Source organism: Undibacterium sp. Ji83W (assembly GCF_049340385.1).
Taxonomy (GTDB): domain Bacteria; phylum Pseudomonadota; class Gammaproteobacteria; order Burkholderiales; family Burkholderiaceae_D; genus Undibacterium.
In genome coordinates, this window is sequence record NZ_JBMPOZ010000001.1 from 554,815 (window position 1) to 567,330 (window position 12,516).

Here is a 12,516-nt window from a genome sequence, read left to right on the forward strand (position 1 = left end):
TGAACTCCTGAATTTTTGAGCGGCAAGTCAATGACAAAGCTGCTACCACTGTTTGCTGATACCCAGTTGTATACTCTGCGCCTTCAGTGCTGCCAGACCAGGGCTGCCCTTGTGGAACAGTCGCCAGCTACCGCGTTGCTCATAGTTTTCCAGCTTGATGTCTACTGTCCAGTCACTGGTCAATTGCTTGCTTACCTTGAAGCCAAAGGTGAGTGCGCCAAAACCTGATAGGCGCTGGTCAGCAGATGTGGGCTGGGTAGACGTAAACTGATAGCCTGGCGGGAACGGTGCGCCGAGTTGCGCATCATAGACAGGGTCAAAATAGAAACTGGCCGCACTTTGGGTATACACACGCAACGATGGTGTGACTGTCCATCCTTGTGAAAATGGCTGTACATATTCTGCCGTCAGGGTATGTGCCTTGACGTCGTAGCTGTCGCTGTAATAGCGATAGCTGAAGCGGCCCGTGCCGCCCGTCCCCAGGAAGTGGTGGTTCCAGCGGGCTAACAGGGTAGTCTGGTTGCGCTCTCTTGGTCTGCGGTCAAGTGCCTTGTAGGGATCAGAAAAATATCCTTCTCCCCTGCTATGACTGAGCGTCAATTGAGCGATGTCTTCGGCAGTTAAAATCTGCGTGACACCTGCCATGATACTCATGGTTTTCTTGGTCTCGTTCTTGACGATCAGGTTGGTAGGATTGATACGGTCATGGCTGCCACCCAGACCGACAGTCCATGTCGTATTTTTATCTTCTGAAGAAAAACTCCCGGTTGCAGACAAGGCACGTGACTCGTAATCATGCTCGGTTGAATATGCAGTGCCGACTGTCAGGCTGGCGCGTGAGAAGTAGCGGGTAAACGCCACATCACCGGCAGTACGCTGGTCATTCATGCGTGATGCGCCAGAAATGGCGGTATGGTAACGTGGCGAAGCACCGGAAACGTCATCTGAAGTCAGGGTAGCATCCAGCGACCAGTCTGCACCCAGGGGAGTAATCAGTGAGAGCGAAGGTGAGTTTGCAGTAATGCGTTTCAGGCCTGCCTGTTTTTCTTCATAGTTCAGATATTTGAGACTGAGGCTGGCATGTTCAGGCGGTGTTTCGGCCTTGACCACACCGTGTAATAGCAAGGCAGCAGTCAGCAGTGCTGCACCTATGGTTTGCATGTCAGGTGAAGTTGGCAAGGTTTCAGATACAGTCGAAGCAATAAGAGGAGCAGTATGGGGAGCAGTAATTTTAGTCATGTCGAAATTCTCAGATTAGTTGCAACCACAACCGCCACCGCCTACACCTGCACCACCAGAAGCTGATTCGCGGCTGGTGTAGATGTGTTCGCCATAGCGGGATTCGAGCCTGTCGTTTTCAAAGGTCATGGCAGATTTCGCCAGATTGCCTTTTTCCCAGGGCTGCACGGCTTTGATCGTGCTGCAACCAGACAGCGCAAATGCAGCGCTGGCTATCAGTACCAGAGACGTGGTTTTCTTTCCTGTGCTCTTCATTTGATTGCTCCCAATGCGGATTTTATTTTTTCTTCCAGCGCAGCCCTGTCCGCTTCCTTGAAGCCTGCATGCTCAAAGATGATTTTTCCGTCCGGGCCTATCAGTACGCTGCTGGGCATACCTTTCACGCCATAGCTACGGGGAGTCGCACCAGCAGGATCAAAAGCCACGACAAAGCGGGCTGGCGTGGTCGCAAGGAATTGGCGGGCATCTTCATTTTTTTGATCCAGGTTGACACCAATGATTTGCAAACCCTGGGCACCGTATCTGGATTGCAGCTCATTCATCCACGGGAAAGACTGGCGACAAGGGCCGCACCATGAAGCCCAAAAATCCAGGTACACCAACTTGCCCTGATACTTGGCCAGATTGATATTGCCTTCCACACCCTTGAGATCAAATGCCGGGGCGTTATTGCCTTTATCCAGCGCCATTGCTGAGGTTGACATGACTAGTGCAGCAATGCCAAATCCAAGGCATCTCTTGCCTATATTCATAGAGAATTTCATATTCTTTGCCCTATAGTTTTCATATTCTAAAACTTGAAAAACCGGACCGCAGTCCGGCTTTACTGATTAATCCTGCGTCCTGGCCTGACGCGCCTGTTTCACCTGCTTCCTGCGCCAGATGATGACTGCAGCAGCCAGTATCACCAGCACAGGCAACATGGGATCATTGCCATCACGGGCAACCGAGCAACCGCCGCCGCCTTCATTTCTTGGTGCATTGGCTGTCACAGCTGGGGTGACGGCATTCACTGCAGTACCTGAGAAGGCTATGCTCCAGGTTGTGCTGGTGTCAGAAGAACTGATGACGACGCTGCCATTATTGGTGCCTGCATTTGCTGGTGCATAGCTGACCACCAGTTCGCATGAGGTATTTGCCTGCAGGCTAAACGGGAAACGTGGGCAAGATGCGCTATCCACCACCGCTGCATATGCACCGCTAAAGGCCGCATTTGTCAGCGCTATGGCGCTGGTACCCGGATTGGTCAGCGTGAAGCGCTTCACCAGGTTCGCATTACCTATCGTGGTCGAGCCAAAATCAAAGGATTGTGGATTGATATTCAGAGTAACAGTCTTGACAGGGATGGCTATGCCTGTGCCTGCCAGGCCCAGGCTGAGTTGTGCGCCACCATCAGTCACCAGCAAGACATTTGCGGCCTTGCTGCCAGCGCTGCCAGGTTTGAAGCTGGTATCGATGGTGCAGCTGGCTGCCGGGCTGAGCGTGCCATTCACGCTGCATGTGCCGGCCAATATAAAGTCATTGAGCTGGCTGCCATTCAAGACCAGGCTGGTGATTTTCAGCGCGGCAGTGCCGGTATTGCTCAGCGTGGTCGTATGCTTGGCAGAAGTGGTGCCAACCTGGGTGTCGCTGAACTGTACTGTGCTGGTATCTGACAAGACTGGTTTGGCAACCGCCTGTTTGGTCGCAGTGCCAGTAATGGCTACCTGCAATGGTGCAGCATTTGATGTCACGGCAAGGCTGGCGCTGATATCGCCCTCGACCGCTGGTGTGAATACCACAGGCACATTGCAGCTCGCGCCAATTGCGAGACTACTGCCACAAGTACTACCTGCACCCAGAGTAATTGCTGACGCACCACTGATTTTGATAGCAGTCAGTGACAGTGCAACGTTGCCGGTATTGGACAAACTGATCTGTTGTGTCAATGGTGCGGCAGCTACCGTCTGGGCACCAAAGGCAAGCACGCTGGGTGTTGCGGCAATGGCTGGCGCGGCTGCTGCTGCACTACCTGCCAGGCTAACGACGGCATTGCCGTTCGAGGCATTGCTGGCGATATTCAATGCTGCCGCAAAAGCACCTGCAGTGGCTGGTGTAGCCTGCAAGGTGATGGTGCACTGGCCGCCTGCGGCGACCGCAGTCTGTGTACTACAGGTACCACCCACAACAAAGATACCTGCATTTGCGCCACTCAAAGCGATGGAGCTGAAATTCAATGCGGCCTGACCGCTATTGCTGATGGTAATGGTCTGCACAGTTGAAGCAGCATTCACCAGCAGCGTACCAAAATTCAGGCTGCTGGCTGACACTGTCAGGCCAGCCTGGGCAGCGGCATTACCAGTACCGCTCAGCGTCACCAGGCTAACACCGCCTGTTGCATTATGGTTGATACTGATGCTGGTAGTACGATTGCCCTGCGCTGTCGGTTTGAATGTGGACAGTACGGTACAACTGGCACTTGGTGCCAGTGAACTGCCACCTGCGCAGCTACCGCCAGCAAGATTAAAGTCCGTAGCGGATCCACCTGTCAGCGCAATCGAAGTTATATTCAAGGCAGCAGATCCGGTATTGCTGAGCGTAGTGCTCAAGGCAGTGCTGGTCTGGCCTACGGTGGTTCCGGTAAACACCAGGCTGGCGGGCGACACTGTGGCAATAGGCCCGGCTACTACAGTTGGGTTACCGATAAATGCAGCGAGGTCAGCAATTTCAGCCTGGCTGAATTTATTGTTATATAAACTGCCCATCCCACCTTTGTTTTGTGCAAAAGCATTACTGATTTCCGTGGGATTATTCGCTCCACGCAAAATACCGTTGACGTTATTGGCAGGGCTGGCGCCATGGCAGGCCGTACAACTGGTGCCACCAGCGGTTGGGCCGTTCAGGTACAGGCTTTTACCATTCAGGGCATCAGCAGCATGGGCTGCTGATATGCTCGCAGCCAAAACAGCCCCCAGCACAATACCCTGCTGCAGCAAGCGCGTAAAACGAAAATGCAAGTTCATCATAGTTTCCCTTCAATGATTAAAATTTTTTACTGCACGCAAGCACCAAGAGCCATTCCATTGAATACGGCATGGGTCAACGCGCATAATCGCCAGTCACGCGTAGCCTGGTACATCATCGCCAGCAACACGCCCGGTAAAAAAACTGCCAGTACTACGCCCCAACCTGATGCCATATGCAAAAAACTAAATGCCGTTGCAGAGACCAACACCGGCATTAACTTTGCATAGCGACCCGACTGATAAAACCGGCCTATCAGGTATTGCTGCAAACCGGCACGCGCGACCAGCTCTTCAAGAACCGGAGCCAGTAACAAGAGCCGCAACAGAGTTGTCACATCCGCTGTCCACAATTGATTTCCACACATCGCTTGCTGAACAAAAAGAGGAGAGATGAGGTTCATCGATAAGCAATGCAGGTGGATAGAAAGAAGTTTTCTTTTTTTCGCATAAAAAAATAAACCTCTCCGTTTGTTTCAAGCGGTTAATGCGCCAATAATTGAAATTGGTTCAAAGAAAAATTAAATATTTTTTTGACGCGGGAAAAAACATCAGCAGTTTGTGAACTTGCAGGGGACTTTTTTGCGACGAAAATTTGAAGGGAAAATGTGGCGGAAGAAGATAAAAAATAGCATCATGGTGATGCGCTACAATCAACTGCTCAATTGGGACGCTTGCGCCTTGACGGGATTCGGCAGGCAGTCCAACAACACTGAACGCCGAATAATGCCATTTACACAATAAATCCTCATCAACCTGATTTCAAAATTTTTTAAGCTGCAATGAACCTTTTCTACCTGAGCAGGTATTAACAGCTAATCGAGGAGAGTGCAGGCATGTTTGAGAATTGGGGATGGCGAGGTAAAACAGACAAGAAACGTCCAAATACCCCGGAAGCGCAGGAAGTTGAATTGATCACTTTGATTGCAAACGCCGATCGCCAGGCGTTTGAGGCCTTGTATCGCCTGTACTTTGGCAGGCTGGCCAGATTTCTGGACAAGATGACACGTGACACGCACTTGATAGAAGAAATAGTCAACGATACGATGTTGGTAGTCTGGCAAAAAGCATCCAGCTTTAACCATACTTCCCGCGTATCCACCTGGATATTTGCGATAGCCTATCGCCAGGCTTTGAAGGCGATACATAGTTTTGACGAAGCTGTCGAATCCAATTTTGAGCATCATGCAGCAGAAACCAGGTACGAACCAGAGCAGCAGATGTCAGCCCAGCAGCTTGATGCTGACTTGAACCGGGCCCTGCGTGCCTTGCCCATGGAACAACGCGTCGTCGTCAGCCTGACTTATTATCATGAGATGGGATACAAGGAAATTGCTGAAACCATGGAATGCCCGGTCAATACCGTCAAGACCCGGATGTTCCACGCCAGACAGCGTTTGAGATTCATGCTTTCCGACAGCATGGAGGAAATATTATGAACACGAAAACTAAACAGGTTCACCAGCATGATGAGCCTACCCATAGCCAGGTGCAGGACTTGCTGCCCTGGTATGTCGCCAATACCCTGCAGCCAGATGAATGGCAGTTGGTGCGAGCGCATTTGCAAACCTGCGCTGCATGTCAGGATGATCTGCAATGGCAACTGAAGCTGAAGACCGGTGAACCGGCGGCAAGCACAGCTCCAGATGTGGAGCGTGCCCTCGCCCGCCTGCTGCCCAGGCTGGATGCGCAGGTGCAAGCGATCAAGCCCAAAGACGATAATTTGCTGACACGCTTGCTGGCCATGTTCAAGACAGATGGCAGGAATTCCATGCGTTGGGGAACGGCAGTAATGGCAGCACAAACCGCCGTCATTGTCGGACTGGTCGCGTTTATGGCACTGCCCAAACAGGACGACAGTAATTATCGCGTACTTGGCAGCGGTGAGCGTTCTTCCGGTAATATTGTGGTTGTATTCAAACCTGAAACGACAGTCAAAGATATACAACGCATCATGTCTATGAACGACGCCCGCATCATCGATGGCCCCACGGTCACCAATGCCTACCTGCTCAATGTGCCTGATACCAGGCTAACGCAGAGTATCAAGGAGCTGCGCTCTGAGGCAGGGATAGAGCTGGTTGAATCCCTGGGTTCGGGAGATGCAAAATGAAACCACGCTGGAATATAAATTGGACCAATAGCCTGAGTAAATTCGGCCTTTGTCTTTTTCTCTCATTGACTGCGGTATCGCTCACTAGCCCGGCCAGCGCTGACACTGTCGAGTATCAGGAGCAGAGTGCAGTAAAAGAACCTGAAGCCAAACGCCGGATACTGGTCATGCTGCACTTGCCTGCGCCACATTTTCGCCCGGATGTCAGCTATAGCGGCGGTTACAGCAATGATGTCAGCCGCACCGCACGCCGGCGTATTGCGGAAGAACTGGCGCACGCCCATGGCTTGAAACTGCTGGAGGACTGGCCCATGCCAGTGCTGAATGTGGATTGCTTTGTCATGGAAGAAAGCGATGCAATATCTGAGGAACAGACCATCGCCAGCCTGAGCAAGGACGCCCGCGTGGCCTGGGTGCAGACCATCAATACCTTTGATGCACAGGCAAAAAGTGACCCGCTGTTCCCGGTCCAGCCTGCGAACAAATACTGGCAGCTTGATGAGATACGCAAGATTGCGACTGGTCGCAATGTGGTGGTTGCCGTCATCGACAGCGGTGTAGAAATCAAGCACCCTGATCTGGCAGGGCAAATCTCACTCAATCAAAATTTCATCGATGGCAATCCCTACGTAGGTGAGACACATGGCACCGGTGTGGCTGGCGTTATCGCCGCACGCGCTGGCAATGGCGTGGGCATCGAGGGTATCGCCCCGAATACCCATGTCATGGCCCTGAGAGCCTGCTGGCAAGAACCTGAAAACAAAACCAGGTGCAATAGCTTCACCTTGGGCAAGGCACTCAATTTCGCCCTGACACAGGGTGTGCAAGTGATTAATATGAGTTTGTCCGGCCCGCCTGACCGCCTGCTGAAGCAATTGCTGGACGCTGCTATTTCACGCAACATCAAGATAGTCGGTGCCATGGACCCCAACCGTGCTGATGGCGGCTTCCCGGCTTCACATCCTGGCGTGTTTGCGGTGGCAGACAGTAAAACCCGATTGCTGGCGAATGACATACTGATTGCGCCAGGCCGTGACATACCGACTACGGCACCGGGTGCACGCTGGAGTTTCGTCTCTGGTTCATCTTACTCGGCTGCGCACATCTCGGGCATGATGGCCTTGCTCAGTGAACTGAAGCCATCGGCCAGTCTGGCGCAAATCCGGGCGGACCTGGTGGTTAATCCAGTGAACCAGAGTGATGCCAATATCAGCGGGCAAGTCAACCTGTGCGCCACCCTTAACAGACTGACCAATAAGTGTGCCTGCTCTTGCCAGTTGGCAGCCCCTTCAGCAAAAGCAGCAGCAACGGCAAATCAGCCATAACAGCATAAGATGCATCTCCTGTATGCGCATTTATCAAGGAATGGTATTGCTTAAATTTTGCGTGATTCTGGTCTTTTCCATCTTTGCTGTTACTGGCAAGGCATATGCACAAGTCAGTGGCAGTATCACGCTTGCATCAGATTATAGCTATCGCGGCATCTCGCTGAGCAATGAGCAGCCCGTGGCGCAATTAAACCTGGTATATGATGCCCCGGATGGCTGGTATGCCGGGGCTTTCGGTTCAAAAGTGAAAATCAATAGTAGCAGTAGTGATGGCGAACAAATCTTGCTGTATTCAGGATTTTCTCAACGCCTGCGCTCAGGCATGATTTGGGAAGCTGGCGCTACCGCTGCTCTTTTTCCCAAATCTACCGATCTCAATTACGGCGAAGTGTTTACCGGCCTGATGTTTGACAATCTCAGTGCCAGAATTTATTACTCCCCCAATTACATAGGGCTCAATAGCAAGACACTGTATCTGGAAGCCAATGCAGACTACCAGTTGCAAGAGCGTCTGGACGTGTTTTCCCATATAGGCTGGCTGGTTTACCCCGATGGTAAAGTCGGGCAAGTCAACCGTAATCGCGTGGACGTGCGCGTAGGTGTGGGTAGCAATTTTTCTTCCTGGAAGCTGCAACTGGCTTATGGCATCACCAGGCCACAGCACAGCTACAACACAGGAAAGTACCAGAACAACTCCCGCAATAGCCTGGTATTCAGCGCCAGTTATTTATTCTGATCGCTTTCCAGTTTGACAGGTATGCAAAGCAGACTAGAATAAACAATCCTTCCTTAATTTTTCGTCAATAAAGCAATATTATCCAAACAAATATTGCGATGCAAAAATAATGCTTACAAATTAAGCAGGCTAGCGATAGAATGCGTTATTAACAAATAATGCTGCATTGCGCCATTTTTTAAAGCAATATGCTGTTTTAATTGACGTCTATCTTCTTGATGCTTCAATTCCCTACTCTGGAGAGTTTCATGTCTTTGCTTACTGAACAATTATCATCTGCTGCCCAGAATCAATTGGCGAAACAAATTTCCGTCTTTCAAGCATGGTCACAACTGGCTTTTGGTGGACTGGAAAAACTGATCGCCCTGAATTTCAATACCGCCAAACAATCACTGGAAAATGCGAATAATGTCGCTCATGAATTGTTTGCCGTCAAACAGGCGCAAGAATTGCTGGACTTGAGCCGTGCCCATGGCCAGCCACAGCTGGAAAAAATCCTTTCCTATGGCCGCGAACTTGCCAGTATCAGTAGCGACACCAGGGCAGAATTATGGCAAATCGTCAGCAAGCAAGGCGTTGCCGGGACAATAGTAACAGTGGCTACAACTGCTGCTGCAACACCAGCCCCAACCCCTAAAGCTATCCCTGCTCCTGTGGCAAAACCAGCTGTCAAGAAGCTCGCTGCCAAACCGATAGCGGCAACTAAACAATTGACCTTGCTGGCCGAGCCAGAAGTCAAACCGACAAAAACACCAGCAAAACCCAAGGCTGTTGCTAAAGTTGCGGAAAAGCCAGTGAGCAAAGTCGCGGCCAAGCCTGCAACCAAGGCAGTTGCAGCAAAAGCTGAAGTGAAAGCAGTTGAAGCCAAGCCGGAAACGATCAAACCAGTAGCAGCAAAATCAAGCAAACCTGCCAAAACTGAAGCCACAAAAAAACCTTTGAAAACCAGTACAACGACAGCTGATGTTGCATCTGCTGCACCAGCCGCACCTGTGCCAGTGATTACACCAGCAGCGCCATTACCAGCAGCAACGACTAGCATGATAGAAAAAACCTTGGAAAAGAAAACCACTCCGGCTAAAAAACCAGCCGCAAAAACTGATACTCCAGACAATGCAGCAGCAATTACGGCGGACAGCAAGCCAACTGCCAGTACAGAGAAAAAATCTGCTGTGAAGTTCCCATTTCCGGCCACAGCCAATTTGAAGAAGGGTCCTGGGTTTCCAGCCAATAACGGCAAACCATCCTACAAGGCCAAATCCAGTGCTGCTACAGGTGCCAAGAAGCCAGTTCGTCAGTAATCAAAGTACGTAAAGTAAGCAATAAAACTTAAGCCGCAGTGCTGATCAGCTTTGATCGGCACTGCGGCTTTGTCATATCTGAGAATAGTGGATTTCTGTCATCGTCACTCATCCTGACGGCTGCCCTTTCTATAATCAGAAGGACTACTGCCGGTCCAATGTTTAAACGCGCGGCAAAAACCTGTGGCGTCGAAGAAACCAAGATCAAAGGCCAGTGCTGCCACTGCGACATTTGAATTTGTCAGCCTGTGAACGGCAATATCCCGTCGCAGTCCGTCTTTCACTGCCTGGAAATGCGTTCCTTCTTCTGCAAACCGACGGTTGAGTGTACGGACGGAAGTGTGCAATGCCTTTGCGAGATCTTGTATCGTCACTGGTTGTGTGATGTGCTGCTCAAGATACTCGCGCGTTTTGGCTGCCACCGAAGCGCGATGAAATGCGCTGAAGGTCCAGTCTTCCGGCGCACCTTTCAAGAATGCCCATAGCTCGTGCTTCTCGCGTTTGAACAACTCTGCACAATCCTGGTAAGAAAAATAAATGCTCGTCGTGCCAGCATCGAAGCACACTTCGCCGGGATACAGGAAGGCATAGTCTTCCACATGCCTGGGTCTGGCGAAACTGAACTCGACCCGCTGCAGGTTGATCTCCCTGCCAAGCAACCAGGATGCGATGCCGTGTATCAGCTTCATCATCAACTCATGTCCGAGTGGCGTGACCTGCGTGCCAGATGTTCTTTCCACCAGGGCGAGCCTTACCAGATTGTTTTTGGTTGAAATATGCAAGCGGTAATCATCCAGCAGCAAATTCCAGAAGCGGACAAAACGATTCAAGGCTACCAGCACAGTCGGCGCGTCCAGCAGGCTGAGCATGAGGTATTTCAGGGTACCAGTGCGGATAGGCCGTGACCACAGCCCCAGCATCTCGTCATCAAGTGTCGCCGCGACTGTCCTGTATAGCGCGACGTACTGTTGACGCGTCAGCCGTGCATCCGGCTGATGAAGGAGAGATTGCGGGATAGCGGCACTCGCGAGTACCTGTGCTGCCACTTTTTCTCCATGATGGGTGCGCACGAAGTGCAGCATGCCGTGCAGGAAGTGGGCCGAAACAGTAAGAGTGCTTTGCCAGGATAGCGTCATAGTTCTCTCATTATGGCGTATTTTGCATATTCATTGGCGTGATGTGCCGATTTTTCCTTTACCATCACTCTATACTAACTCCTGATTTCTACGGCACCTGATGTGTGTCTTAGCCGCTGCGTGGCGTATTTTGCCTATCGCTATCTGCGCATTTTCATTGATCAAAAGAGGAGCATGATTTGAACACAAGACGAATTGTCGTGACAGGCATGGGTGTAGTGTCCCCCTTGGGCTGTGGGGTCGAGGCTGTTTGGCAGCGCCTCTTGAATGGTCATTCAGGATTGGCTTTACTGCCTGAAGAAGTCACGGAAGGGATTGCAGCCAAAGTCGCTGGCCTCGTGCCCGACTTGTCGCCAGACCGCCCATGGGCATTCGACCCTGCCCTCGCTGTGGAACCCAAGGACCATAAGAAAATGGACAGATTCAGCCTGTTTGCCCTGGCCGCAGCGCAGGAGGCCTTGAATCAGGCGCGCTGGCAGCCCGGCACCGACAGCGAACGCGAAAGGACTGCAACCATCGTCGGCTCAGGCGTGGGCGGGTTCGGTTCTATCGTAGAGGCCGTAAGAACCACCGATGGCCGTGGGCCAAAACGGCTTTCTCCTTTCACCGTCCCCAGTTTTCTGGCTAATATGGCAGCAGGACACATCTCCATTCGCCATGGCTTTCGTGGCCCGCTAGGTGCACCTGTCACCGCCTGCGCCGCCAGCGCGCAGGCGATTGGCGACGCAGCGCGCCTGATACGTGCCGGTGAAGCCGATATTGCCTTGTGTGGCGGGGCCGAGGCCTGTATAGACCGCGTCAGCTTTGGCGCATTCGCTGCCGCAAGAACCATGTCCACCAGCTTCAATGATCATCCCACGCACGCATCCCGCCCCTTTGATATCGAAAGAGACGGCTTTGTCATGGGCGAAGGAGCAGGTATGCTGGTCATCGAAGAACTCGAACATGCATTGCGCCGCGGCGCCACGCCAATTGCAGAACTGCTTGGTTATGGCACCAGCGCTGACGCGTATCACATGACGTCCCCACCCGCCAACGGCGATGGCGGGCGGCGCGCCATGGAACTGGCGATACGGCAAGCGGGGCTAGTGCCCGAACAGATCGGGCACTTGAACGCCCATGCAACATCCACGCCAGTCGGTGACATCAGTGAGCTGGCTGCCATCAAGGCGATATTTGGAACAGGTCGCGGCCCCGCAGTATCTGCCACCAAATCCTCGACAGGACATTTGCTCGGGGCGGCTGGCGGTGTGGAAGCGATCTTCACCGTGCTGGCCCTGCGCGATCAGATGGCTCCTCCTACGCTGAACCTGGTACAGCCAGATCCGGCCGCAGAGGGCATAGACATAGTCATAGGATCAGCCCGAAAAATAGCGACGGACTATGCCATCTCCAATGGTTTCGGTTTTGGTGGCGTCAACGCCAGCCTTGTATTCCGTCGACTTTGATCTTTGTTGTGAACTCAAGAAAGAGCAGAAAGAAGAGTTGTAGGAAGAGCTGAAATACGGGCCGCAGTATCATTGACCATTCACTCACTGACGTCAGTGAGTGACACTGGGGCCTGCAAGTATCGCTGCCCGCCATGAAAAATGTATCTCTGAAGCAAAAATTACGCTTATTCCCGGTCTTTTAGTTCTGAATTTCTCTTGCAGTCTCATTTG

The 12,516-nt window shown here is 51.9% G+C and carries 12 protein-coding genes; 6 read left to right on the forward strand and 6 right to left on the reverse strand.

The window, feature by feature from the left end:
* Nucleotides 1-42: 42 nt before the first annotated feature.
* The 5 genes from ACO0LD_RS02490 to mrtJ form a co-directional block, all read right to left on the reverse strand.
* Nucleotides 43-1,239: a DUF3570 domain-containing protein gene (locus tag ACO0LD_RS02490; RefSeq protein WP_423003376.1), complete on the reverse strand. Its 1,197-nt coding sequence runs from the start codon at nucleotides 1,237-1,239 to the stop codon at nucleotides 43-45.
* A gap of 15 nt (nucleotides 1,240-1,254) precedes the next feature.
* Nucleotides 1,255-1,494, reverse strand: coding sequence for a DUF4266 domain-containing protein (locus tag ACO0LD_RS02495; protein WP_423003378.1), 240 nt, complete (start codon nucleotides 1,492-1,494; stop codon nucleotides 1,255-1,257).
* Nucleotides 1,491-1,943 carry a TlpA family protein disulfide reductase gene (locus tag ACO0LD_RS02500; RefSeq protein ID WP_423003380.1) on the reverse strand — a complete coding sequence of 151 codons (453 nt, stop codon included), beginning with the start codon at nucleotides 1,941-1,943 and terminating at the stop codon, nucleotides 1,491-1,493. The genes ACO0LD_RS02495 and ACO0LD_RS02500 overlap by 4 nt, the downstream gene beginning before the upstream one ends.
* 126 nt (nucleotides 1,944-2,069) lie before the next feature.
* The gene (locus tag ACO0LD_RS02505; RefSeq protein WP_423003382.1) at nucleotides 2,070-4,244 is read right to left on the reverse strand and encodes a choice-of-anchor D domain-containing protein; all 2,175 of its coding nucleotides are present in this window, start codon (nucleotides 4,242-4,244) and stop codon (nucleotides 2,070-2,072) included.
* Between the two features lie 26 nt (nucleotides 4,245-4,270).
* On the reverse strand, nucleotides 4,271-4,579 hold the full coding sequence (mrtJ, locus tag ACO0LD_RS02510) for a JDVT-CTERM system glutamic-type intramembrane protease MrtJ (protein ID WP_423003384.1): 309 nt from the start codon (nucleotides 4,577-4,579) through the stop codon (nucleotides 4,271-4,273).
* Nucleotides 4,580-5,077: 498 nt separating this feature from the next.
* Here mrtJ and ACO0LD_RS02515 point away from each other — a divergent pair, with 498 nt between their 5' ends.
* The 5 genes from ACO0LD_RS02515 to ACO0LD_RS02535 all read left to right on the forward strand — a co-directional run bounded on the left by ACO0LD_RS02515 (nucleotide 5,078) and on the right by ACO0LD_RS02535 (nucleotide 9,719).
* Nucleotides 5,078-5,680 (forward strand): RNA polymerase sigma factor, encoded by a 603-nt coding sequence (locus ACO0LD_RS02515; protein WP_423003386.1) that lies wholly within the window; start codon nucleotides 5,078-5,080, stop codon nucleotides 5,678-5,680.
* A complete protein-coding gene (locus ACO0LD_RS02520) occupies nucleotides 5,677-6,354 on the forward strand; it encodes a zf-HC2 domain-containing protein (protein ID WP_423003388.1) in 678 nt (225 codons plus the stop codon). The genes ACO0LD_RS02515 and ACO0LD_RS02520 overlap by 4 nt, the downstream gene beginning before the upstream one ends.
* Nucleotides 6,351-7,679, forward strand: a complete 1,329-nt coding sequence (locus ACO0LD_RS02525) for a S8 family peptidase (protein WP_423003390.1) — start codon at nucleotides 6,351-6,353, stop codon at nucleotides 7,677-7,679. Before ACO0LD_RS02520 ends, ACO0LD_RS02525 begins: the two co-directional genes overlap by 4 nt.
* 46 nt (nucleotides 7,680-7,725) lie before the next feature.
* Complete coding sequence (locus ACO0LD_RS02530) at nucleotides 7,726-8,418, forward strand: TorF family putative porin (protein WP_423003392.1); 693 nt, start codon at nucleotides 7,726-7,728, stop codon at nucleotides 8,416-8,418.
* A gap of 248 nt (nucleotides 8,419-8,666) precedes the next feature.
* The gene (locus ACO0LD_RS02535) at nucleotides 8,667-9,719 is read left to right on the forward strand and encodes a phasin family protein (protein WP_423003394.1); all 1,053 of its coding nucleotides are present in this window, start codon (nucleotides 8,667-8,669) and stop codon (nucleotides 9,717-9,719) included.
* 104 nt (nucleotides 9,720-9,823) lie between these two features.
* Here ACO0LD_RS02535 and ACO0LD_RS02540 read toward each other — a convergent pair whose 3' ends face one another.
* Nucleotides 9,824-10,855, reverse strand: a complete 1,032-nt coding sequence (locus ACO0LD_RS02540; RefSeq protein ID WP_423003396.1) for an AraC family transcriptional regulator ligand-binding domain-containing protein — start codon at nucleotides 10,853-10,855, stop codon at nucleotides 9,824-9,826.
* Nucleotides 10,856-11,034: 179 nt separating this feature from the next.
* On the opposite strand from ACO0LD_RS02540, the gene fabF reads away from it, so the two are divergent.
* On the forward strand, nucleotides 11,035-12,303 hold the full coding sequence (gene fabF, locus ACO0LD_RS02545) for a beta-ketoacyl-ACP synthase II (RefSeq protein ID WP_423003398.1): 1,269 nt from the start codon (nucleotides 11,035-11,037) through the stop codon (nucleotides 12,301-12,303).
* Nucleotides 12,304-12,516 lie beyond the last annotated feature (213 nt).